The sequence below is a fragment of the Steroidobacter agaridevorans genome (assembly GCF_009932555.1).
GTDB classification, from domain to species: domain Bacteria; phylum Pseudomonadota; class Gammaproteobacteria; order Steroidobacterales; family Steroidobacteraceae; genus Steroidobacter; species Steroidobacter agaridevorans.
Genome location: NZ_BLJO01000001.1, coordinates 763,230 through 786,112, shown reverse-complemented (window position 1 = coordinate 786,112; position 22,883 = coordinate 763,230). Strand labels below are relative to the sequence as shown.

The 22,883-nt window shown below is 61.6% G+C and carries 22 protein-coding genes; 14 read left to right on the top strand and 8 right to left on the bottom strand.

What is annotated here, in order from left to right:
- Window positions 1–18 precede the first annotated feature (18 nt).
- The gene (locus GYH35_RS03395) at window positions 19–1,128 is read right to left on the bottom strand and encodes an HPP family protein (RefSeq protein ID WP_407700188.1); all 1,110 of its coding nucleotides are present in this window, start codon (window positions 1,126–1,128) and stop codon (window positions 19–21) included.
- Window positions 1,129–1,293: 165 nt separating this feature from the next.
- On the opposite strand from GYH35_RS03395, the gene GYH35_RS03390 reads away from it, so the two are divergent.
- The 6 genes from GYH35_RS03390 (at window position 1,294) to GYH35_RS03365 (ending at window position 5,238) form a co-directional block, all read left to right on the top strand.
- On the top strand, window positions 1,294–1,884 hold the full coding sequence (locus tag GYH35_RS03390) for a hypothetical protein (RefSeq protein ID WP_161827654.1): 591 nt from the start codon (window positions 1,294–1,296) through the stop codon (window positions 1,882–1,884).
- Window positions 1,874–2,314, top strand: a complete 441-nt coding sequence (locus tag GYH35_RS03385) for a hypothetical protein (RefSeq protein ID WP_161827653.1) — start codon at window positions 1,874–1,876, stop codon at window positions 2,312–2,314. The genes GYH35_RS03390 and GYH35_RS03385 overlap by 11 nt, the downstream gene beginning before the upstream one ends.
- Before the next feature lie 433 nt (window positions 2,315–2,747).
- Window positions 2,748–2,984, top strand: coding sequence for a hypothetical protein (locus GYH35_RS03380; protein ID WP_161813583.1), 237 nt, complete (start codon window positions 2,748–2,750; stop codon window positions 2,982–2,984).
- A 532-nt stretch (window positions 2,985–3,516) separates the two neighbouring features.
- Complete coding sequence (locus GYH35_RS03375) at window positions 3,517–3,783, top strand: hypothetical protein (RefSeq protein ID WP_161813585.1); 267 nt, start codon at window positions 3,517–3,519, stop codon at window positions 3,781–3,783.
- A 131-nt stretch (window positions 3,784–3,914) separates the two neighbouring features.
- Entirely contained in the window at window positions 3,915–4,307 is a 393-nt protein-coding gene (locus tag GYH35_RS03370) for a hypothetical protein (protein ID WP_161827652.1), read from the top strand.
- Window positions 4,308–4,446: 139 nt separating this feature from the next.
- Entirely contained in the window at window positions 4,447–5,238 is a 792-nt protein-coding gene (locus GYH35_RS03365; protein WP_161827651.1) for an HTH domain-containing protein, read from the top strand.
- Between the two features lie 217 nt (window positions 5,239–5,455).
- Here the strand turns inward: GYH35_RS03365 and GYH35_RS03360 are convergent, their stop codons facing one another.
- On the bottom strand, window positions 5,456–5,629 hold the full coding sequence (locus GYH35_RS03360; protein ID WP_161813588.1) for a hypothetical protein: 174 nt from the start codon (window positions 5,627–5,629) through the stop codon (window positions 5,456–5,458).
- Between the two features lie 201 nt (window positions 5,630–5,830).
- Between GYH35_RS03360 and GYH35_RS03355 the strand changes: the two genes are divergently transcribed.
- Window positions 5,831–6,667: a hypothetical protein gene (locus GYH35_RS03355; protein ID WP_161827650.1), complete on the top strand. Its 837-nt coding sequence runs from the start codon at window positions 5,831–5,833 to the stop codon at window positions 6,665–6,667.
- On the opposite strand, the gene GYH35_RS03350 is transcribed toward GYH35_RS03355, so the two are convergent.
- Together GYH35_RS03350 and GYH35_RS03345 are read right to left on the bottom strand one after the other, a co-directional pair.
- Complete coding sequence (locus GYH35_RS03350) at window positions 6,668–8,230, bottom strand: sodium/sugar symporter (protein WP_161827649.1); 1,563 nt, start codon at window positions 8,228–8,230, stop codon at window positions 6,668–6,670.
- A 47-nt stretch (window positions 8,231–8,277) separates the two neighbouring features.
- Window positions 8,278–9,210, bottom strand: coding sequence for a Gfo/Idh/MocA family protein (locus GYH35_RS03345; protein ID WP_161813591.1), 933 nt, complete (start codon window positions 9,208–9,210; stop codon window positions 8,278–8,280).
- Between the two features lie 163 nt (window positions 9,211–9,373).
- Here GYH35_RS03345 and GYH35_RS03340 point away from each other — a divergent pair, with 163 nt between their 5' ends.
- From GYH35_RS03340 to GYH35_RS03325, 4 genes are all read left to right on the top strand, one after another.
- On the top strand, window positions 9,374–11,173 hold the full coding sequence (locus GYH35_RS03340; protein WP_161813592.1) for an IlvD/Edd family dehydratase: 1,800 nt from the start codon (window positions 9,374–9,376) through the stop codon (window positions 11,171–11,173).
- A 25-nt stretch (window positions 11,174–11,198) separates the two neighbouring features.
- Window positions 11,199–12,374: an aldose epimerase family protein gene (locus GYH35_RS03335; protein ID WP_161827648.1), complete on the top strand. Its 1,176-nt coding sequence runs from the start codon at window positions 11,199–11,201 to the stop codon at window positions 12,372–12,374.
- A gap of 34 nt (window positions 12,375–12,408) precedes the next feature.
- Window positions 12,409–13,551 (top strand): endo-1,4-beta-xylanase, encoded by a 1,143-nt coding sequence (locus GYH35_RS03330; protein WP_161827647.1) that lies wholly within the window; start codon window positions 12,409–12,411, stop codon window positions 13,549–13,551.
- Window positions 13,552–13,717: 166 nt separating this feature from the next.
- Window positions 13,718–16,462 (top strand): TonB-dependent receptor, encoded by a 2,745-nt coding sequence (locus tag GYH35_RS03325; RefSeq protein WP_161827646.1) that lies wholly within the window; start codon window positions 13,718–13,720, stop codon window positions 16,460–16,462.
- Here GYH35_RS03325 and GYH35_RS03320 read toward each other — a convergent pair whose 3' ends face one another.
- Both GYH35_RS03320 and GYH35_RS03315 read right to left on the bottom strand, forming a co-directional pair.
- Entirely contained in the window at window positions 16,463–17,203 is a 741-nt protein-coding gene (locus tag GYH35_RS03320) for a FadR/GntR family transcriptional regulator (protein WP_161814256.1), read from the bottom strand.
- A gap of 154 nt (window positions 17,204–17,357) precedes the next feature.
- On the bottom strand, window positions 17,358–18,995 hold the full coding sequence (locus tag GYH35_RS03315) for a catalase (RefSeq protein ID WP_161827645.1): 1,638 nt from the start codon (window positions 18,993–18,995) through the stop codon (window positions 17,358–17,360).
- 136 nt (window positions 18,996–19,131) lie between these two features.
- Here GYH35_RS03315 and GYH35_RS03310 point away from each other — a divergent pair, with 136 nt between their 5' ends.
- Genes GYH35_RS03310 through GYH35_RS03300 form a run of 3 tightly spaced genes read left to right on the top strand, consistent with a single transcriptional unit; the run spans window position 19,132 to window position 21,307 of the window.
- Complete coding sequence (locus GYH35_RS03310) at window positions 19,132–19,680, top strand: SRPBCC family protein (RefSeq protein ID WP_235936687.1); 549 nt, start codon at window positions 19,132–19,134, stop codon at window positions 19,678–19,680.
- A 59-nt stretch (window positions 19,681–19,739) separates the two neighbouring features.
- Window positions 19,740–20,507, top strand: coding sequence for a metallophosphoesterase (locus tag GYH35_RS03305; RefSeq protein ID WP_161827644.1), 768 nt, complete (start codon window positions 19,740–19,742; stop codon window positions 20,505–20,507).
- Window positions 20,504–21,307 (top strand): 4'-phosphopantetheinyl transferase family protein, encoded by an 804-nt coding sequence (locus tag GYH35_RS03300; RefSeq protein ID WP_161827643.1) that lies wholly within the window; start codon window positions 20,504–20,506, stop codon window positions 21,305–21,307. Before GYH35_RS03305 ends, GYH35_RS03300 begins: the two co-directional genes overlap by 4 nt.
- A gap of 6 nt (window positions 21,308–21,313) precedes the next feature.
- On the opposite strand, the gene GYH35_RS03295 is transcribed toward GYH35_RS03300, so the two are convergent.
- Complete coding sequence (locus GYH35_RS03295) at window positions 21,314–22,279, bottom strand: type II secretion system F family protein (protein WP_161813599.1); 966 nt, start codon at window positions 22,277–22,279, stop codon at window positions 21,314–21,316.
- 8 nt (window positions 22,280–22,287) lie between these two features.
- Window positions 22,288–22,883 (bottom strand): type II secretion system F family protein (locus GYH35_RS34510; protein ID WP_202624051.1); only part of this gene is annotated, 596 nt, incomplete at its 5' end.

The following is a 22,883-nucleotide window of genomic DNA, read 5'->3' as shown; positions in this document are numbered from 1 at the left end:
CGGGCGCCTACCGCCGCTTCAGCCTTGCACGCCGCCCGATCGATACAGCGCGCGCACGAAATCCGACTGGGTGATGATGCCGACCAGCCGGTTGTCGTCGCAGATGACGGGGATGTGATGGTGGCCGTGCTCGGAGAAGATCGGCATCAGTTCGCCGACCGATCGGTCCGCGCTGACGACGCGCACCTTGGAGCACATGATCTGGCCGACGGCTTCCGGCTTGGTCGTATGCGAGTTGCCGCTGCGCTTGATCAGGAGGTTGAGCCGCTCGCGCATGTGGTCGCTGCGGTCCACGTCGGCGTGGCGCATGAAGTCGGCGAGCGAGATGATGCCGATGATGCGTCGCTGCCGATCGACGACGGGCAGCGCCTTGACCCGATGACGGCGCATGAGCGCCCAGGCTTCTTGCAGGTCGGTGCCGTATTCGACCGTGAACACCGTGCGCGTCATGATGTCTTCGCAGCGCAGCTCGCTCATCCGCCGCTCCATGGCGTTCATCTCGGCCATGTGCAGGATGTTCTCCAGCTCGTCGCGGCTCACGTCGAGCACCTGGTTGTAACGTTTCAGCACCTCGTCGAGATCGGCGGAGCTGAAACGGCTCTTCGGCGTGTGCACACGCTCGACCCCCTGGCCGTGCGGGTAGCGGCGGCCGGTTGCCGTGTTGTAGACGATGCCGACGAGCACCAGCAGCACGCTGTTGGTCAGCACGGGGAACAGCACGAAGTCGAGCGAGCTGGCCTGTGTGAGCACGGCGAGGAGGGCAGCAGCACCCCCTGGCGGATGCAGGCAACGCAGAGCAAACATCGTCACAACCGCCGCAGCGACCGCGACGCCTGCGGCCAGAGCCGGATCGTGAATCAGCTGGACGCACAGCACGCCCATCAACGCGGAAACGGTGTTGCCGCCGACCACAGCCCATGGCTGCGCCAAGGGACTCGCAGGAACGGCGAACACCAGCACGGCGGTCGCGCCGAGCGGCGCGATCAACCACATCGCTGTCTCCGGGCTTGCGCAGAGACGACATAACACCGCTGTGATCACGATGCCCAGCATGGCGCCGACGATGGCGCGCCATTGCTCCGACGTATCCACGGTGAGCGGAGCGGGGAGGAAGCCTTTCAGCCAGATCGAAACGTTCTTTTGCCAGGCGGGACTACGGGAAGGCGCGACGGTGCGCGGCGGGTCGAAAGGCGGCACAAATACCAGGAGCAGTGGAACAAAGGGCGCGCAATATACGAGCGCGCCGGTTGGCTGTCACCGACCGGCTGGGCATACCGTTATTCCCGATAACTGGTGAAGATGAGTTTGGCGCTGGCAGCTATGCGGCGCTATCTTGGCGGCGCGGCTTACCAGATGAAGACACTTTACATTGTGCTGGCTATTGGGTTGACGGCGCTCTCAGAGGCGCAGGCGTGTTCCTGTGTCGCGCCGGATACCTCCTCCGAGGAGGAACAGATCAAGAAGGAGTTCTCCGAAGCGGACGCGGTCGTCATCGCCAAGGTCGTGTCTGTCGAACAATCGCTCGACCCTGAGGATCCCTCAGGGACATACAGAATCGAAGAGGCTCGATTCGTAGTCGAGGAAGTGCTGAAGGGCACACACAAGGTGGGTGAAACGATTCGCGTGCGCTCGGTCGTCGGCAGAGGCGCCTGCGGTCGGAGTGCACGGAACGATCCACCTTGGATTGAAGTAGCCAGCGAGGTGCTTCCCTCCGCATCTGGCGTGGCTGTGCTCTCGGATGAATGGCTGATATACACTGCCGGCCAGCAGCCCTACGACCTTTCCAGATGTTCACGCTCCTTCCCGATGAATCTGCGCGGCGGTGAAGATGCGGAATACCTGCGCGGTATGCTGGCGAGTGGAAGCGAATCGAGTGAAGACTGAGAACATCAACTGGACCTCGACATTCAATGGCAGAGTCATACGCAGTCTGCCCGTCACGCTGGCGGCTAGCTTCTGCATTGCTGTAGTTGGGCTGGTGCTGTCCGCCTTGACAAGGGGACGAGAGATCAAGTGGCTGACGATCGTGTTGGCGGCTCTCGCATTCTCGTTTGTCTGGAGCGGAGTCATGGGCCCTGTCGTGGGCTATAACATGCGTCGATCCGAAGGCATTGCCAAGGGTTCGCCGCTGGTCAAGCGAATGTTCCTGCTTTCGCTGTTATGGTCGGTATCGCTGTGTGGTTTGGGTTTTTTTCTGCTTGGCTGCAGCGGCATTGCAGGTTCCTCCTGCTGGTCTGCTTTGAACCTGGAGATCTCGGCAACAGCGGCCGTGGTCATGGGGGCATTCCTTTCGCTGATCGTCTTGTCGTCGTAGCTATGAAAACGCGGGCCATCATCACACGGACAGGAGAACCGCTGACGGTTTATCGAGCCGACGACGGCTGCTGATGTTGTCCCGTCTGCGGCAGTCCCGAACTTATGCTGGCTCCCTACGACGACGATGGCGCGGCCTCGTTTGAAATGTGCAGCTGTGGCTTCGAGTTCGGCTTCGACGATACTCCCGGCGCTTGCGCCTAGGCGCTGCCGACTGTTACGGCAAATCTGGAGCGCTGGAGATCCAATGTGATTGAGAGGCTGCGCCGCTCCGAAAGTAAGTACGCGCAGCTTCGTGCACAGCTCGCATCGATAGGAATCACACAGGTCTGAGCCGGAGCCTCTTGTGTTTCTCGGAGTGGCCGTCGTGGCTTCTCTACCGCTGCTTTGGTTTTATGGCAGGTTCGTTCATCTTGTAGGGAGATGAGCTCGTCATGAACAAAAAGGAACAGTACAGCCGCGCCGCCGTCATCACAGCGACGGTGGCCTGGCTAATGGTCGGAGCGCTGCTCGGCTTTGTGCTGATCGCGGATAGAGTCCGGAACCTCGGCCTGCCGCCTTGGGTCGTTTGTATCCTGCTTGTCGGCGCGGTGGGTTCCTTGGCCGTCGCGACGGTGGTCCCGGGGCAAGTTCGCTGCAGGCTGGTGGCGTGGCTGCCGTTTGGCTGGTAAGTGGATGCACATCGACGCCTGCGCTGGGAAAGGCCAGTCGGAAAAAGGACAGCGGTGAGGACATTGACAGACGAAATCATCTGCGCCAGCCTCGAGCTGAACGTCAGATGATCGGGTTCCACGACAACGGCAAGTACCACGCTGAGTTTCAGCGCGAGGTGGCTGTGCGCTGCCCACGATGCCAGCGTCGCGCGCATGTGTTCAGCGACGGCAACGGCTGGCGGGCCATGAGCGCCAAACCCTGGTAGGCGAAGTGAAGGGTAGCGTGTTCTGGGCATACAACTCAGCGCATCTATCGTTCATCAGAAACTACGTGCAGGCCACGGTCCGAATCCGGGAACCGAACAGAAATTCGTCGCTGGCAAGCAGGCTTCCTCGCTTCTTGCTAGACCGAAAGAATCGCAGTGCCGTCTTGAAAGAGATTGCCAGCTTGGAGGACAAATGAGACAGCTGACGGATCTGGCGCCACGATGCTAACAGCGGCGGCCTCTGACCTGCGGCGTCATACCTGATGCCTCGGAAGCGAAATCCTGTGGGGATTGCAGCTGGGAAGCTGGTCGTCGCCATTCAGAAGGAATGCGGCGAGGCCATCGGTGAGTCCGATGCGGCTCTTGCTCAGAAGGTCATGAATCGTGCTCACGTCCTGCTGCAAGCGTCGCAGAGCTCATCCGTGCTGAGCCTCCTCGACGGCAGGACGGTTGTTGAATACCTGGATCCGGCATGGGTGGAAATGCACCCATCGATCGAGCCAAGCATCGTCGCATTCGTCGCCGCGTTACATGCACATGAGAACGTCTAACAAGCACATCGTTAGATTCTTTGGGAGAAATCCGGGTGTTGCTACCCGTACCTGAGATACCTGGATCGAAGCCTGAGAGCCGCGGCCTCTGGTGGCTTCGGATCGTGGGAACCTATTGCGTTGGAACGGGAGTGATGCATGTCTTCGGGCTGCTGAGAGTTCTGGATCTGACCAGAGGGGAGGCTCAGGCGCCAGCATGGCCGATCTGGCTCTACGCGACGTCTTACATCTACCCGTTGGCGCGAATCGCCGCGGGAACATTGCTCCTTTCCAGGTCTCGTTTCGCCCCTGCATCGATGGTCGTCACAGCCCTTAGTGCAGCGAGCTCGCTGTTCGTTCTGCCGGCAGTGTGGGCAAAGCAAATAGGATTCGAGATACCGTATGCGCCGATGCAGATCGTGATCAGCCGGCTGGACTTCATAGTCATGCTGGTGATTACCTGGGTCGTCTTTCGGTGGAGAGCGCAGGGGCTGCTCGGATCTGAAGAGAGCCTTGCAGGCGACGTGCGGAACGCCGACGCGTGAAGCTAGACGCTCATTCGTGCCTCGCAATGTTCGTTCCCCTTCTCGGCGGGTTGGCAGTCATGAACAACGTTGCAAACGCGCGCGCATGACGCGCGGCGTTCGGCCTGAATCAGATCACAACTTCGAAGGAGATGACGTAGTGGCAGATCTTAGCTGGAGAGAAGCGATAACAAGAGTGCTTCGAAACAGTGCTGAGGCTATGCACTACACGGACATAGCGGAAGAGATTGCAGAACAGGAACTACGGGCGGAGTTTGGCGCAACCCCTGCCGCTACGGTGAACAGCGTCATCTCCACGTCGCTTCAGGCAGAGGGAAACGCGTCGCCTTTCATTCGCGTAGACCGTGGGCGCTATTGGCTTCGAGAGCTGGCACAGAGCAATCCAGTTGCAGGGGTGATGTCTGCGTCAGAAGACCAGGCGCTAATTGCGGATTCGGAAAACACCGGCCTGATCAACGCCTTCGGGATGTATTGGTCGCGAGCGAACGTGCTGTGGACGGCAACTCCAAAGATACTCGGACAGCAGCAACCCGGAAGCACCGCTGTGGATTTCTGCAATCAGAAAGGCGTTTACCTTCTTCACGATGGGCGCGCCGTCGTATATGTGGGCCGAACTACTGACCAGCCGCTCGGAACGCGTTTACGTCAACACATTGTGGATCGCCTGAACGGAAGGTGGGACCGCTTCTCTTGGTTCGGCGTGTACTCGGTCGCGGACGACGCCTCGCTCAAAACGACGAAGAATGTGACGTACGATTTGAGCATGCTTATCGTTACTATGGAGGCGCTTCTGATCGAGGGGCTTGAGCCACCGCAGAATAGAAAGCGTGGTGACGATTTCCGCGCGGTTGAATTCCTTCAGGTGGAAGATCCAGAGATTCAGAAAACCCAGATTGTGAAGCTGATGGATGAATTGAAGAAGAAACTATGAGCCGCAATCGATCAGATCACGGCGCTCGATGACGAACGGATGTGACTTTACCGCCACAGGCGTCGCAGAGCTCATCCGTCCTGGACCTCCTCGACGGCAGGACGGTTGTCGAATACCTGGATCCGGCATGGGTGGAAATGCATCCATCGGTCAGGCCAAGTATCATCGCATTCGTTGCCGCGTTGAATGCACATGAGCGCGTATAACAAGCGCATCGTTAGATCTCCGCGAGCCACTCATCGTTGGCGTTGGATTCTATGAAATCGTACGCGTGTCCCAGCTGCGGAGAGCCGACGTTCTCGTACTTGCAGAAGCATTTTCTGGGGCCGGCGCGCACGATCGAGTGTGCCGCGTGCGGAGCCAGAGTCAGCGTGCCCTGGTTGCGTTCCATAGCGTTTGGCTTGCTCGCAATGTTCGTTCCCCTTCTCAGTGGGTTGGCGGCAGTGATATTTGCCGGGCCTGCTGGCGCGGCAATGTATCTTGTGTTTCTCGGAGTGGCCGTCGTGGCTTCGCTGCCGCTGCTTTGGCTTTATGACAGGTGCGTTCATCTTGTCGCGAGGTGAGCGATGCGCAGAACACGCAGGGAGCAACCATGACCAGGGAAGCGTACGAGACACTGCGCAAAAAGGGTTACGCCTTGGCGGGTGGCTTGAGTGATTTGAGCCAGCGGGCTTGCGTCTACCACCACATGTATGAGGCCTCCGGGAACAGGAATGTTTTCCCGCTGATTGCCGCACATGGGGCTCTATGGGCTTCCGGATACTTCAAAAAGGGCATGTTCGGCGGAAAGGTTCTATCCATTCAATACCTGCTGACGCCCTGGCTCATCAAGCAGCATCTGGACTCGTTGTCAGAGTTCGCTGATAGGTTCAGGGACATCAACCGCAGGGTTTGCGCCGAGTCTTATGCGTTGTATTACTACACGCGAGACCACGAAGAGACTGACCTCATAAGGTCCATCATCGGTAAGGACTTCGCAAAGGTCCTGTATGAGTGCCACAGGTCCAAGGATCTCGGCAGTCAGTTCAGCCGGGAGAGCAGGGAGGAGCTCTTCAATCAGTTCTTCCGCTGGGAGCAAGAGAACATAGTGGCGCCATCGGTCACCGAGGCTTACGCGACGTTTCATTGGAGAGCCGTGAAATATCTCGCGCTGCGCCCGAGAGTTTCATTCTCATACTTTGGCAAAGGGTACGATCTGCCCTTCGAAGACTTTTCTTCGAAAGAGGAGCGCGTGGCAAAAGGCGTGATGGCGTACCGGCGTGCTGAAGATGTTGGCCTGTCGCAGGTGGAGGAGGCGTTGCGCCACTATGGAATCCTGCCTGCGGCATTCTTCCGTGACCCTAGGGCACATTACCAGGCGATCGTACGAGCCTCGCTGCCCAGCGCCGTGATCGATCAGATCACGGCCCTCGTTGCCGAACTTAATTGACTACCACCAGACCGTGTAGAGCGCGGTGAGGATCAGCACCACGCCGAGCGAGCACATGTTGAAGCTCGCCGAAGTCTTGTAACTCACATCCGTGGTGTTGACCTGGCTCTTCGAGGCCTCGGTCGGTTGCCACAGCGAGAACACGACCGCGAGTGCGAGGGCCAGCAGGAACACGACCATCATGCGATCCATGAAGGGCAGGCCAGGCCACAGCGCTTTGATCCCAATCGACAGGGCGAAGGAACCGATCGTCGCGGCGAGCGCGCCGGCTTCGGTGGCGCGCTTCCAGAACAAGCCGAGCATGAAGATCACGACGATGCCCGGCGTGAAGAAGCCCGTGTACTCCTGGATGTATTGGAACGCCTGATCGAAGCTGCCGAGCAGCGGACGCGCCGTCACGATCGCTAGCAGGATGGAAACGGCCGCGGTGATGCGTCCGACCCGCACGAGCTGCTTCTCGGGCTTCGGCTGGCCCATCTTGTTGTAGATGTCCAGCGTGAAGATGGTCGCGATGGAATTGATCTTGGACGCGGTGGACGCAATGATCGCCGCGATCAGCGCCGCGAACACCAGGCCGGCGATGCCGGTGGGCAGCAGCCGCATCATCGTCGGATAAGCCTCATCGGGCTTCGCCAGATCCGGCGCGAGAATCACCGCGGCGATGCCCGGCAGCACGATGATCACGGGCATCAGCAACTTCAGGAAGGCCGCGAAGATCACGCCCTTCTGCGCTTCGGCCAGGCTCTTCGCCGCCAATGCGCGCTGAATGATGTATTGATTGAAGCCCCAGTAGCTGAGGTTCGCGATCCACATGCCGCCGATCAGCACCGACAGGCCGGGCAGATCCTTGTAATAGGGGTGCGCGGCGTCGAGGATCATGTGGAAATGTCCCGGCGCGCGCTCGAGCAATGTATCGAAGCCCGCCACGATGCCGTTACCGCCACTGATCTTGTTCAGCGTCAGGTACGACACCATCAGGCCGCCGAGCACCAGCAAGGACACTTGCACGATGTCGGTCATGGCAACCGCACGCAATCCACCACGCAACTGATACACGAGCGCGAACAGACCCAAGCCCACCAGCGCCCAGGTCTGATCGGCGCCGGTGACCTTCGCCACCGCGATCGAGCCCAGCCAGATGATGGAAGTGAGATTCACGAACACATACAGACCGAGCCAGAACACCGCCATCAGGGTGCGGATCCGCGTTCCGTAACGCTCTTCCAGGAACTGCGGCATGGTGTAGATCTTGTTCGCCAGGAAGATCGGCAGGAACCATTTGCCGACGATCAGCAGCGTCAGCGCCGCCATCCATTCATAGGAAGCGATCGCAAGTCCGAGGGCATAGCCCGAACCCGACATGCCGACGATCTGCTCGGCCGAGATGTTGGCGGCGATCAGCGAGGCGCCGATGGCCCACCAGGGCAGGGTCTTGGACGCCAGAAAGTATTCCGCCGAGTCTTTTTCCTGGCCGCCGCGCTCGCGCGACACCCACTGCGCGAGGGTGAACAGGCCGATGGCGTAGATGACAATGATGATCAGATCGAGCGTGGCTAGCTGCATGTCTGTTGTTCTCTATCCGTGTCGCGGGCCGTTCAGGCAAGGCCGCTTTAGAAATGGAAGGCGGCGCTTTGCTGGCGGTGGCCGAGCTTGAAGGCGTCCGCGACGAGTTGCAATGGTGTCGAGTCGACATCGCTGTTGCCGGCCGCGATCAGCTCGGCGAAGCGCTGGTACAGTCGCGCGTATTCCTGATCGGCGGCTGCCAGGTGCGGCATTTCATCGATATACAACCGGCTGCCGCCCTCGGCGAGCAGCAGCGTCTGCTCGTCGGTGAGCACTTCGATGTCCCAGCAGGGCGTGCCCGAATACAGAAAGTCGAACGAGGCTTGCACTCGCGCGGCTGAGCCGTGCGACATCGCGACTTCCGCCGCGATCGGCGATTCCCAGTTGCTGGGATATTCCAGTGTCGCCGAGCGCATCGTCAGCTTGTCCGGCAGGATGCGCGTCAGGATGGACAGCGCGTTGATGCCCGGATCGAACACGCCCATGCCGCCGGCCTGCAGGATCCAGTGCTGGCCGGGATGCCAGACGCGAATGTCTTCCTTCCAGGTGACGCGAACGCTTTCGATGGTCCGTTCGCTGAGCCACTCACGCGCCGGCTCGACGCCAGCCGCTTCGCGCGAATGCCAGGTCGTAAAGAGGGTCAGCCCGCGCTGTTGCGCTCGTTGCTCGAGATCATGGACCTCTGCGACGCTCGCCGCCGGCGGCTTTTCCAGCATTACGTGAAGTCCGGCCTCGATCGCTTCGCGCGCGAGCTCGTAGCGACAGGCGGGCGGCGTGCACAAGGACACGGCATCGACCTCGATGCCGGAGGCCAGCATCGCGGCGATGTCAGAAAATGTGGACACGTGGGTGAGGGGGCCATCGCGGTTCACCGCCGCGACCAGCTCGAAGGCCGGATTGCGCGCCAGCGCGGGTAAGTGCTGGTCCCGCGCTATTTTTCCCACTCCTACGAGCGCGAGTCTGATCGCTGCTGATCCCACCTTGTGAACCTCGTCGAGCCGGGCCGGCGATAGGGCGCTGGCATTTGCCAACGCTTGCGGCTATCTTCGTCGCGGCAAAGCTGATTTATATGATATATAGGCTTTATAGACTGCGACACCGCCAATAGCAACAGCGGGGCCGCTTCGGCGACAGGGGATTTGAATGAGCGAGAATGGGCAAGGCCGTCGGAAACTGCGTTCGCGTTCCTGGTTCGACAATCCGTCGAATCCGGACATGACCGCGCTCTATATCGAGAAGTACCTGAATTATGGGCTGTCGATCGAGGAGCTGCAGAGCGACCGGCCCATCATCGGCATCGCGCAGACCGGCAGCGACCTCACACCCTGCAACCGCCAGCACCTGATCCTGGCCGAGCGCGTCAAGGCCGGCATTCGCGAAGCCGGCGGCATTCCGCTCGAGTTTCCGCTGCATCCGATTCAAGAGACCGGCAAGCGCCCGACCGCGGGCCTGGATCGCAACCTCGCTTACCTGAGCCTGGTCGAGACGCTGTTCGGCTATCCCCTGGATGGCGTGGTGCTGACCATCGGCTGCGACAAGACGACGCCCGCTGCGTTGATGGCGGCCGCCACGGTGAATCTGCCGGCCATCGCGCTGTCCGTGGGCCCGATGCTCAATGGCTTCTACGAAGGGCGACGCGTCGGTTCGGGCACCATCGTCTGGAAGGCACGCAGCATGCTCGCGGCGGGCGAGATCGACTATCAAGGCTTCGTGCGCCTGGTGGCGTCGTCGGCGCCGTCGACTGGCTTCTGCAACACCATGGGCACGGCCACGACCATGAACTCGCTGACCGAAGCGCTCGGCATGTCGCTGCCCGGATCCGCTGCCATTCCGGCGCCTTATCGCGACCGACAGGAGTGTGCGTACCGCACTGGCTTGACCATCGTCGAGCTGGTGAACGCAGATCGCAAGCCCTCGGACATTCTTACTCGCGACGCATTCCTCAATGCGATTCGAGTGAACTCGGCGCTCGGCGGTTCGACCAACGCGCCGATCCACCTGAACGCCATTGCGCGCCATATCGGTGTGGAACTGACGCTCGAAGATTGGGAGCGCCATGGCCGCGATGTGCCGTTGCTCGTGAATTTGCAGCCGGCCGGCGAGTACCTCGGTGAGGACTTCTATCGCGCGGGCGGTGTGCCTGCCGTGGTTGGGGAGTTGATCCGTGCGGGCCTGATCGCGGGCGACGCGCTGACTGTGAACGGCAAAACCATCGGCGAGAACTGCGCAAATACTCGCATCGTCGACGAAGACGTTATCCGTCCCTTCGCGCGGCCGCTGAAGCCTACCGCCGGACTGACCGTGCTCAGGGGCAATCTGTTCGATTCGGCGATCATGAAGACCAGCGTGATCTCGCCGGACTTCCGTGCACGCTATCTGTCCGATCCGAAGGATCCGGATGCGTTCGAGGGCAAGGTCGTCGTGTTCGACGGTCCCGAGGATTATCACTCGCGCATCGACGATCCCGCACTGGGCATCGACGATCGTTCGATTCTGGTGATTCGCGGCACGGGTCCGATCGGCTATCCCGGCGGTGCAGAAGTCGTGAACATGCGTCCGCCCGCCGCGCTGATTCGCGCCGGCGTGGATGCATTGCCTTGCATCGGCGATGGCCGGCAGTCCGGAACGTCGGGCTCGCCCTCGATTCTCAACGCGTCGCCCGAAGCCGCGGTCGGCGGCGGTCTGTCCTTGCTCCGCACTGGCGATCGCGTGCGTATCGATCTGCGCCGCCGTGAAGTTCGCGTGCTGATCGAGGATCAAGAGCTCGCCGCGCGTCGCAAAGAAGCCGAGGCTGCGGGACCGACGTATCCGAAGTCACAAACGCCGTGGCAGGAAATCCATCGCTCGCTGACGGGTCAGTTCGAAACCGGCGCGGTGCTCGAAATGGCCGTGAAATATCAGCGACTGGCGCAGACCGTGGACAACCTGCGCGACAGCCACTAGTTCCAAGTCAGTTGGGGGCAATTCGATGTCGAGACGTTCGATGAGCGCGACGCTGGCCAGCGTCGCGCCGCTAAGCCTGATTTGCGCCATGTCGTTCATGAGTCAAGGCGCGCAGGCTGCCGACTATGCACGCGCATCCTTCGGCAAGCTGGCCGACGGTCGCGCGGTCGAAGCAGTCACCTTGCGCAATGCCAAGGGTGTGAGAGCGGCGGTGATCACTTACGGCGCGGCCCTGCAGTCGCTGGTGATGCCGGATCGTGACGGCAAGCTTGCCGATGTGACCTTGGGTTATGCCTCGCTCGATGGCTACCTCGCCAAGCCCGAGTATTTCGGCGCGACCGTGGGCCGCTTCGCCAATCGCTTGGCCGATGGCAAGTTCACGCTGGACGGCAAGGTCTACCAGACGCCACGCAATAACAATGGCCAGGCGTTGCACGGCGGCGAGCGCGGCTTCGACAAAGTTCTGTGGGAAGTCGTGGAAGTGAAGCGCGGCGACACGGCGTCGGTTCGCATGCGCTATGTCAGCAAGGATGGCGATCAAGGCTATCCGGGCACGCTGACGGTCTTCGCGACCTACTCGTTGAACGAGTCGAACGAGCTGCGCATCGAGTACACGGCGACGACCGATCGTCCGACGATTGCGAATATCACCAATCACGCCTATTGGAATCTGGCGGGCGAGGGCGCCGCAGTGGGAGCGATGGGCCACATCCTCACCATTCCCGCGGAACACTACACGCCGGTGAATGACAAGCTGATTCCGACGGGCGAGTTGCAGCCGGTCGCGGATACGGTGTTCGATTTCCGGAAGCCGCAACCGATTGGCGCCCGCGTGCGTGCAGCGCGCGACCCGCAGATCGTCTACGGCAAAGGTTACGATCACAACTTCATGATTGCTCGCGACGTGGCCAAGGAGCCGCGCCTGGTGGCGCGAGTGGAGGAGCCGACCACCGGTCGTGGCTTCGAGCTGCTGTCGAACCAGCCGGCGTTGCAGTTCTACTCGGGCAACTTTCTGGACGGCAGCGTGATCGGCAAGTCCGGCCGTCTGTATCGCCAGGGCGATGCTCTGGTGCTCGAGCCGCAGCTGCCGCCGGATGTGCCCAACCAGCCGAAATTCGGTTCGGCGCGACTCGAGCCCGGCGCGACTTATCGGAACGTCCTGGTTTATCGTTTGTTTGTCAACGGAGCGCGTGCGCACTGAAGCGCCCGCCGCCGCCCGTCATAGGAGAAACCGCATGAACAAAATTGTCTCCATCGCGCTCGTTGCCTTGCTGCAACTGGCGCTGTTGGTCGCCGCTCCGGCCTTCGCGGCCGAGCGATGGACCGAGCAGCAGGCGCACGAGTGGTACAACCGCCAGCCGTGGCTGGTCGGCGCCAATTACATTCCGGCCAATGCCATCAACCAGCTGGAAATGTGGCAGGCCGACACCTTCGATACCGCGACCATCGATAAGGAGCTGGGTTGGGCCAAGGCCATCGGCATGAACACCATGCGCGTCTACCTGCACAATCTGTTGTGGGAGCAGGACGCCAAGGGGTTCAAGCAGCGTATCGATGCATTCCTCACGATCGCGGCCAAGCATGGCATCAAGCCCATGTTCGTGCTGTTCGACAGCTGCTGGGATCCCGAGGTGAAGCTGGGTCCGCAGCGTCCGCCGATTCCCGGCGTGCACAACTCGGGTTGGGTGCAGGCTCCGGGGCGCGCGCGCCTGGAAGATGTTTCCCAGTACCCGAAGCTGCGTGAGTACGTGCAGGGCGTGGTCGGCGCCTTCGCGAAGGATTCACGCATTCTGGCGTGGGACGTTTGGAACGAGCCCGATAACGACGGCGGCGGCAACTATCCGAAGCACGTCGGCAAGCAGAAGTATGTCGAGACACTGCTGCCGCAGGTGTTCGAGTGGGCGCGCTCGCAGAAGCCGACGCAGCCTCTGACCAGCGGCGTGTGGCATCACGATGACTGGTCGACGCTGGACAAGCTGAACGCCATCGAGAAGATTCAGATCACGCAGTCGGATGTGATTTCTTTCCACGATTACAGCTGGCCGGAAATTTTCGAGCGGCGCGTGAAGCAGCTGCAAGCCTATGGCCGTCCTCTGCTGTGCACGGAATACATGGCGCGCGGCAATGGCTCCACGTTCGACAACTCGCTGCCGCTCGGCAAGCGTCACAACATTGCCATGTTCAACTGGGGCCTGGTCGACGGCAAGACGCAGACGCGCATGCCCTGGGATTCCTGGAAGAAGCCCTACACGGCGGAAGAGCCGACCATCTGGTTCCACGACGTGTTCCGCGCCGACGGCAAGCCGTACCGCGCGGCTGAAACGGAGCTGATCAAGCGCTTGACCAGCTCGCCGCGCGAGGCGGCCGGCACTCAGTAATCGGGTATCCATAACCGATATCCCCAAGGGACGAGCCACGGACGGCTTCGTCCCTTTCTTATTTCGCTTGGGCGCCGGACGTGAGCCGTTTCCCGTCCGGGCATGCCAGTCTCGTCGCCCGCTACCCAGACGAGCATTCTCAAAAGAGGTTTTGAGAGGCGAGGTCATGGGCACGGTTGACGGCATCCTGCGCTGGTCGGCGGCGCTGGCGCTAAGCACGACGTCGGCAGCCTATGCCCAGTCGACGCCGGCGCAGAGTGGCGAGATCGAGGAAGTCGTGGTCGTCGGCCTGCGCGCCAGCCTCGAAGCCGCGGCGGAGATCAAACAAAACTCCGACCTGGTGATGGACTCGATCGTCGCGGACGATATCGGCAAGTTCCCGGACAACACCACGGCGGCCGCCTTGCAGCGCGTGCCGGGCGTGCAGGTGACCGTCAACGACAACAACGAAATCGCGAATCCCATCATTCGCGGCATTCCAGACATTCTGACGACGCTCGACGGCCGTGAGATTTTCACCGGTGTCGGCCGCGAATTTGCGTTCCAGGATCTGCCGGCCGAAGCGCTGGCGGGCGCGGATGTGTTCAAGTCGAGCAACGCGAGCTTGATCGAAGGCGGCGTGGCCGGCGTCATCAACCTGCGTCTGCACAAGCCGTTCGATTTCGAGCAGGGCTGGAGCGGGGCGGTCAATACGCGCGGCATCTATGGCGACAATGTCGACAAGGTCAGCGGCACCATCGGCGGTCTGGTGAGCAATCGCTGGAATGCGGGCGATGGCGAGATGGGCGCGCTGCTGAATGTTTCCTACTCGGACATCGATTTCGATCGGCCGATCTCGTTCAACTGCGATCCGCGCTCGGGAACTCAGGGCCCGCCGGGCGGCGCGGGCGCGATCCTGCCGACCTGTGTCGGCGGTTTGAACCAATACGGCGACTATCAGCGTCCGCAGGTGAATGCAGCTTTCCAGTGGAAGCCCTCCGACGAATTGGAGATCTACGCGGATGGCATCTACACCGAGTATGAGTCGCGCTGGGAGACGGATTTCATCTTCTCCGACATCTTTGCCGCCCAGAACATCACGAACCTGACGACCACGGGTCGTTGCGACAGTTACCGTGTGAACGATGCAGGCTTCCAGGGATCGGAAGGCGATCCCGAGGCTGATCCGCCCGAGCCGCCCGATCCTGTGCAGAGTCTCTGCGTGGGCCAGGCGGCGCGCTTCAACAACGTTCCGGGTTTGACCAGCACGCAGGCCAGGGACAGCGGCACCGACCAATATGTGATCGCTACGGGCGTGCGCTGGAACTTCGGTTCGTGGCACTTCGACGGCGACGTTTCCTACGAGCGCTCGCACACCGAGAACCGCATCATCATCGTGGACATTGGCAAACAGGTGGCCACCGTCGACGTGACCATCGATGACGACAAGCATGGCACGACCGGCATGGCTGGCAATCCGCTCGGCGTCGCGGACGACTTCCGCTTCGCCAACAGCTTGTTCCAGGATCTCAACGACGCGGTCGGCAAACAGTTCGCGGTCGCGGCCAATGGCGCGTATGACCTGGATGGCTGGCTCAGCCAGATCCAGTTCGGCGTTCGTTATGCCGATCGCGATTCGACGTTTCGTGCGTTTTCCGGCGGCCCGCCGGCGCCCGGCGGCAATCGCGCCACGCTGGTGAGCTCGGTCGACCTGCCGAGCAACTTTTTGGTGCGCTCGCCCTCGAGCATTTCCTATATCAACGGTGGCCAGCACTGGCTGACACCGACCCGAAATTTCCTGCTCGATCAGACCGACACATTGCGTGCGTTGTACGGAGCGCCGCCCGGCGATCCGGATTGGGACCCGACGCGCAACTACGATGCGAACGAGCAGGCCTACGCCGGCTACTTGCAGGGCAAGTATCTGTTCGAGTTCGGCAACGGCTGGCAGCTCGACGGCCTGCTCGGCGGCCGCATGGTCCGGACGGATCGTGAGATCACGGGCACGGGCACAATTACGCCAGCGCCGACCGCGGAGGAGCCGGATCCCCCCGCGGTGCTGACGCCGGTGACCACCGACACCAGCGACGACGATTTCCTGCCGAGCTTCAGCGCGCGCTTGAAGCTGTCGCCGGATCTGCAGTTCCGTTTCTCGGCAGCGCGCACGATGGCGCGGCCTGCATTCGAGGATCTCAATCCGGGTCTGACCTACGAGGTGCCGATCAACGCCAACATTCGTCCGAATGGCTTCGGCGGCAACCCGAATCTGAAATCGCAGAGATCGGATGCATTCGATCTCACGGTCGAGTACTACTTCGCACGCAGCAACTACGTGTCAGCGGCGCTGTACTACCGGGACATCAAGGATCGCATCGTCGACGCCATCAACCCCGAGACGATCGGCGGGGTTACTTACAACATCACGCGTCCGCGCAACGTCGGCAGCGCCGAGCTGCAAGGCATCGAGCTGGCGGGGCAGATGTTCTTCGACTTCCTGCCGGGGTTCTGGAGCGGCTTCGGCGCGATGGCGAACTTCACGCTCGCCGATAGCGAGATCACCACGCAGGACGATGTGCTGGAAGGGGAGGAGCTGCAGGGCGTGTCCAAGTACAGCTACAACCTCGGCTTGCTGTATGAGCAGTCGGGCGTCACCGGCCGGTTGATCTACACGCATCGTTCGGACTACACCGAAGCGTTGCTCGGCGGGCTGCTCGCGCCGCTGGGCGCCGGCGCGCAGTTCAACGGCGTGCGTGACAATGGCCGGCTGGATTTCTCGCTCGGCTATGACTTCACGGACTACCTGACGGTCAGCATCGACGGCACCAATCTCACGCAGGCCAGGTACTACAGCTACTTCGGCAACGAATCGTTCCCGCACGACGTGCGGGACGACGAGCGCACGTTCGGCGTGAGCTTGCGCGCCAGATTCTGATCAGCGCCGCTTCGCGGCCGCTTTGCCGGGTTCGGCCGCATCGATCAGGTCGAGCACATCGCTGACCAGCTTCTTCATCGCCGCGCGCGCCTTGTCCGGCTGGCGCTTCATGATCGCGTGCGCGACCGCGGCGTGATCCGGAATGCTAGCCGAATGGCCCTTCAGGCGGTTCGTGAATTGAATCGAGCTGCGCAGCGCCGTGCCGACCACGTCCTGGAACTGCGCGAAGAAAGGATTCTTGGAGCCTTTCAACACCGCCACGTGAAAGGCGATGTCGGCTTCGAGAATCTGCTCGCCGCCGGTTTCGGCCGCCTTCATCCGCTCCAGGCCGGCATTGATCGCGGCCAAGTCGTTGTCGTCGGCGAGCAGCGCCGCGAGCGCCGCCGCTTCGGGCTCGATGGCGCTGCGCAGTTGATTGAATTGTCTGAGTAGATCCAGCGAAAACTTGCGATTCAACAGCCAGCGCAGCACGTCGGTGTCGAACAGATTCCACGACGAGCGCGGCTGCACGATCGTTCCCTGGCGCGGCCGGGCGCTGACCAGGCCCTTGGCGGTCAGCATCTTGACCGCTTCGCGCGTCACCGAACGGCTGACGCCATGTTGTTTGGCCAGCTCCGCCTCGGTGGGAAAGGCGCCATTGTCGTATTGGCCAGTGACGATCGCACGGCCGAGTGCATCGAGCAGGCCATGGGTGAGGTTCCGGCCAAGGTTGAGCCGCAGCTCCGCGGGAGTTGTATCGATCACGGCGATGACTTGAATGTCCTATTCGTCATATAAATGGACATTACCATTCAGCGGCGCTCCCTGCCAGGATGTCTCGACAAAACGCCGCGCGATGTTCGGCCGGAGCCGAGCGTGGGGATCGGCTCAGCTCCGACTGGCTGCAATATTCAGACTACCGATGCCGCATGTCCCGTCCGGAGCCGCCGCTCTTGCGCGGCCGGGCTGCCACGCCGGCTTCCGGAGTATCGCTTTCGGGCTCGCCATCGGAGTAGGTCGGGCCCTGGCGATTCTGTCCCGGCGCGGGCTTGCCCTCTAGCGGCGGCAATGCCTTCGCCTTTTCCAGATCGATGCCCGCGCCCTGCGCGACCCGTGTGCCGTAATCCGGGTCGCAGTGCCAGAAGTGCCACACCATGCGCAGCTGGATCTGCTCCGGACATTGCTTCAGATCGGTCGCCAGGTTGTCGATCAGATCGTCGCGCTCCCAAGCCTCGAACGTGCGATAGCGCTCGCCGGCTTGTTTGTAATCGTCGGACGTGCGGGTGGTTTGATACCGGCCCAGGTGGCCTTCGACATACTGGTGATAGTCCGGGCCGGAGCGGGGCGATTCCCGCAAACCGCCGATGTTGCTCGGCTCGTAGTTGACGTGCGGATTCTCGCCGCCGTCGTCGACGAAATAAGCCATCTGGCCGTCGCGCTGATTGGTGGCGGGCGCCTGCGCCGGTGCATTCACCGGCAGTTGCAGATAGTTGGGGCCGACCCGATAGCGCTGCGTGTCCGAATAGGAGAGCGTGCGACCTTGCAGCATCTTGTCGTCGGAGAAATCGATGCCGTCGACCAGCACGCCGGTGCCGAACGCGGACTGCTCGGTCTCCGCGAACACGTTGGCCGGATTCTTGTCGAGCACCAGCCGGCCGACGGGCAGCAGCGGGAACTTGTCTTCGGGCCAGCGTTTGGTGTCGTCGAGCGGATCGAAGTCGAGCTCCGGATGGTCGCCGTCCGCCATGAGCTGCACGCACATCTCCCATTCCGGATAGTCGCGCCGCTCGATGGCGTCATAGAGATCGTGAGTGGCGTGGCCCACGTCGCGCGCCTGTATTTCAGCGGCCTGTTTGCTAGTGAGATTCTTGATGCCGAGCTTCGGCTCGAAAGAGAACTTGCACAGCAGCGCCTGGCCGCGTCCGTCGACCAGTTTATATGTATTCACGCTCGAGCCTTCCATGTGCCGATAGTCGGCGGGAATGCCCCAGGGGCTCTTCACCCACGTCACCATGTGCAGCGCTTCCGGATGCAACGACACGAAATCGTAGAAGCGCCAGGGCTCCTGCCGGTTCGACACCGGGTCGGGCTTGAACGCATGAATCATGTCCGGGAACTTGATGGCGTCGCGGATGAAAAAGATCTTCAGGTTGTTGCCCACCAGATCCCAATTGCCGTCGACCGTCTTGAACTTGATGGCAAAGCCACGCGGGTCGCGCGCCGTCTCCGGAGATTCCTTGCCGCCGATGACGGTGGAGAAGCGAACGAACACGGGTGTCTTGACGCCGGCCTGCGTCAGCACTTTCGCACGCGTGTACTTGGACGCCGGCTCCTTGCCAATTTTTCCGTACGCCTCGAAATATCCATGAGCGCCGGTGCCGCGCGCATGTACGACGCGCTCGGGGATGCGCTCGCGATCGAAGTGCGTGATCTTTTCGATGAACGGATAATTCTCGAGCGTCGCAGGCCCGCGCTCGCCCACGGAGCGCAGACTCTGATTGTCGGTGACTGGATGACCCTGACGGGTCGTCAGCGTGCGATGCTGTTCGGTCATGGGAAAGCTCCTTCGATGAGCGTGCGCGAAGATGACCGCAGACAATACTTGCCCGCCGAGCACTGTTCCTCAGCCCCTATCCGTAATGGCCGGAGCCTTCGGCGGTGCGGTATCCTGAGCGAAAGCGGGGGACGACGTGAGTAACGACAAGCGAGCGGCATCGCCGGATGACGAAGACGAACAGCGCGAGTACAGCTCGCCGGCGTGCTATCTGCATGAGTTCGAGTCGTATAACCGCGTCGACTCGGCATCCCGAGTCATTCACGCGTCGCCGGAGAGAATTTATCGCGCGCACATGGATCCGCGTGAGCTCATTTCCTGGTTGCCGCCGGAGGGCATGAGCGGCCGCATCGATCGATTCGAGCCACGCGTCGGCGGCGCTTATCGAATGGTGCTCACCTACGACCAACCCTCAGCTGCCGCCAAGACAACGAAGAGCTCCGACTCCGTGCAGGGACGGTTTGTCGAGCTCGTGCCCGACCGGCTGATTGCGCAGGGCGTCACGTTCGATTCCGACGACCCGGCGTACGCGGGCGAGATGAAGATCACATGGACGTTCATGCCGGTGCCGGAAGGAACGCGAGTGGATGTTCGTTGCGAGAACGTGCCCCGAGGCATCCGCCCGGAGGACCACGCCGCGGGTCTTGCATCGTCGCTGGCAAACCTGGCGAAATTTTGCGAATGAGACGTCGCCCGTAAAGCGCAGGTGTCGACAGAGCGGGGCGCGTGCTCCATGCTCCGGCGATGGCTACCAGAGTCTTCGCCGTGTCGGATATTCACGTCGACTTCGACGTTAATTTCCAATGGGTGCGGCAGCTGTCCCGCGCGGACTATCGCGACGACGTTCTGATCCTGGCCGGCGACGTCACCCATAAGCCCGCCGAACTGGCGAGCTGCCTGCACGAGCTCGCGTCCCGCTTCGCCAACGTGCTGTTCGTGCCGGGGAACCACGACGTGTGGGTCTTGGGCGAGGCGCCGCAGCGAACCTCGCTGCATAAGTTCGAAGAAGTCGTGGCGCTGGTGGAACGCAATGGCGCTTCCATGCAACCCTATCGGCGCGGCGAGGTGCTGATCGCGCCGATGCTGAGCTGGTACGATTATTCGTTCGGCGAACCCAGCGCCGAGTTGTACCATCTGTGGATGGATTTCCACGCCTGCCGCTGGCCGGCAGACTTTACGCCGAAGGACGTGGCCAACTATTTCATGGACCAAAACCCGCAGATTTCGAGCCAGGGCGCGGGCAAGATCATCACGTTTTCTCATTTCCTGCCGCGCATCGACCTGATACCGGCGCAGGTTCCAAGCCGGCACCGTCTGCTCGATCCCGTGCTCGGCAGCTCGCGACTGGACCGGCAGATCCGCCAGCTGGGATCGAGCATTCACGTATATGGCCACAGCCATATCAATCGCCGCATCGCCATCGATGGTGTAACGTACATCAACAATGCCCTTGGATATCCTGGCGAGGAGCGCATCACCAAGCGTCAGCTCCTCTGCATCGACGAGCTATGACACTTCCTCCCCGTGACACCCTGGTCGCCAGCGAGCGCCACATCGACGTGTGGCTGGCTTATTACCACGACATTGCCGATCCCGAGCTGCATCGGAACTATCGCGCGCTGCTGACCGAAGAGGAGCGCGGCAAAGAATTCCGTTTTTATTTCCCCGACGACCAGCGGCGCTACCTGGTGACTCGCGCACTGGTGCGGACCGTGCTGTCGCGCTATCTGCACGTTCAGCCCACCGACTGGCGCTTCGCGAACAATCGCTACGGCCGGCCGGAGATCGCGAACCTCAGCCGCGATGAATGCGGCCTGAGCTTCAACATCTCGCACACTCGCGGATTGATTGCTCTGGGCGTCACCAAACATCGCGAGCTGGGCGTCGACGTGGAGAACTTGCGAACCCGCGAAGTCGCGCTCGGCGTCGCCGACCGTTTCTTTGCCAAAACCGAAGTGGACGAGCTCGCGACCGTGCCGAAGGAGCGGCAACAGGATCGTTTCTTCGAGTACTGGACCTTCAAGGAGTCCTATATCAAGGCGCGCGGCATGGGATTGTCGATTCCGCTCGGGCAGTTCAGTTTTCATTATCCGCACGAGCGCGCAGTAAATCTGGCGGTCGCTCCGGAGTTGGGGGATGACGCGAGCCGGTGGAGTTTCTGGCAGTACCGGCCGACGGACGAATATTTGATGGCGGTATGTGCGGAGCGCCGCGCGGAGGGCGCTCCGACGATTGCGTTGAGGAAGGTGGTGCCGTTGGTGGGGGAGGAGGGGGTGGAGGCGCGAGTGCTGAAGACGTCGGAGGGGATCTGATGCTGATTACTTTCCGAGCTGGCTGAACACGTCGATCAAACCGATGATCGCCGGGCCGACCACCACCAGGAAGAAGGACGGGAACAGGAACAGCACCAACGGAAAGATCATTTTGGTGCCGATCTTGGCGGCTTGTTCCTCGGCCGCCTGCGTGCGCTTGTCGCGAAACTCCTCCGAATAAACACGAAGGGCGTCGGCGATGCTCGTGCCGAAGCGCATCGTCTGCACCAGGAGTGCGGTCATGCCGCGGATATCGTCCAATCCGGTCCGCTCCGCCAGATTCTTGAGAGCCGTGCCGCGCTCGACACCGGCGCGCATCTCTGCGTTCACCAATGTAAGCTCGTCGGCCAGTGCCGGATGACTCACCGCCAGCTCATCGGCGACTCGCGCCAGGGCGGGCGCCAGGCCCAAGCCGGATTCGACGCACACCACCAGAAGATCGAGAGCGTCCGGAAAGCCCACGCGCAGTGCGCGCTGACGTTTCGAGACCTGTCGATCGAGCCACGCGGAGCAAGCGATCCAGCCGAAGTAGCCCGCACCGCCTGCCATCAACATCAGCTGATTGGTGGAGATCTTTGGCAGCAACGGCGACGCGAGCAGCACGGCCAAAGGCAGAACGATTATCGCCAACGCCTTGGTGCCGTAGTACAGCGTGCGAGCATTTGCCGAGCGATAGCCGGCGTGGATGAGCAGGCGCTCGACGCGTTGGCGTTCGCGATTGGAGCGAGGCGCAACCAGCGCGGCGACGTTACTCAAATTCGCAGCCATGCTGGTTGCCATCGACGGACGCTCGCCATTGGCTGAGCCGAGCTGTCCGAGCCGGCGCCGCACTGGATCGAGCAATCCCACGACAAACGCGGAAAGGCCCATGGTGAGCGCGAACGCGGCAGCGGCGGCTAGCGCGATCAACAGGATGCCGGTTCCACCGCTATCGCCGAGGAAGTCCTGCAAGGCAATCATTACTGCGTCCATGGGACCTCCTAAACGTCGATACGGACCAGGCGTCGAATCCACAGGATCCCGATCGACCCCATCACCACCGCGCAAGTAATCATCGTCGGCCCTTTGGGGTGATTGGTCAGCCGCGCGATATATTCGGGATGCAGCATCCAGAAGATGCCGAACAGCACGATCGGGTTCATCGACAGGATCCAACCCGAAAGCCGTCCTTCCGCGGAAAGTGTCTTGACACGCCGCTGGAAGCGGAAGCGGCCGCGGATCACGGCGCTGATCTTCGCGAGATTCTCGGCGAGATTGCCGCCGGACTCACGCTGCACGATCACCGCCGTGATCAAGGCAGTGACGGAGACGCTGGGCACCCGTTGCAGCATGCCAAACAATGCGCGCCGAGCATCGTTGCCATAGCTGAGGTCGGCAAAGGTGAGCTCGAACTCGCGCGAAATGGGCTCAGCCATGTCTTCGGCGACCAGTTTCAGACAATGACCGAACGGATGACCTGCCTTGAGCGCACGCTGAATCATGTCGATCGCGTCCGGCATCTGCTCTTCGAAGCGGGCGAAGCGCTGCGCGCGCTGCCTCAGGACGACGAGGAACGGGCCGGCCAGTCCGATGAATC

Coding starts and splice junctions, on each gene's coding strand:
- GYH35_RS03380 (WP_161813583.1), top strand. CDS start 2,748: ATGAACAAAAAGGAACAGTACAGCCGCGCCGCCGTCATCACAGCGACG.
- GYH35_RS03360 (WP_161813588.1), bottom strand. CDS start 5,629: ATGGAACGCAACCAGGGCACGCTGACTCTGGCTCCGCACGCGGCACAC.
- GYH35_RS03355 (WP_161827650.1), top strand. CDS start 5,831: ATGACCAGGGAAGCGTACGAGACACTGCGCAAAAAGGGTTACGCCTTG.
- GYH35_RS03350 (WP_161827649.1), bottom strand. CDS start 8,230: ATGCAGCTAGCCACGCTCGATCTGATCATCATTGTCATCTACGCCATC.
- GYH35_RS03340 (WP_161813592.1), top strand. CDS start 9,374: ATGAGCGAGAATGGGCAAGGCCGTCGGAAACTGCGTTCGCGTTCCTGG.
- GYH35_RS03335 (WP_161827648.1), top strand. CDS start 11,199: ATGTCGAGACGTTCGATGAGCGCGACGCTGGCCAGCGTCGCGCCGCTA.
- GYH35_RS03330 (WP_161827647.1), top strand. CDS start 12,409: ATGAACAAAATTGTCTCCATCGCGCTCGTTGCCTTGCTGCAACTGGCG.
- GYH35_RS03325 (WP_161827646.1), top strand. CDS start 13,718: ATGGGCACGGTTGACGGCATCCTGCGCTGGTCGGCGGCGCTGGCGCTA.
- GYH35_RS03315 (WP_161827645.1), bottom strand. CDS start 18,995: ATGACCGAACAGCATCGCACGCTGACGACCCGTCAGGGTCATCCAGTC.
- GYH35_RS03305 (WP_161827644.1), top strand. CDS start 19,740: ATGGCTACCAGAGTCTTCGCCGTGTCGGATATTCACGTCGACTTCGAC.
- GYH35_RS03300 (WP_161827643.1), top strand. CDS start 20,504: ATGACACTTCCTCCCCGTGACACCCTGGTCGCCAGCGAGCGCCACATC.
- GYH35_RS03295 (WP_161813599.1), bottom strand. CDS start 22,279: ATGGACGCAGTAATGATTGCCTTGCAGGACTTCCTCGGCGATAGCGGT.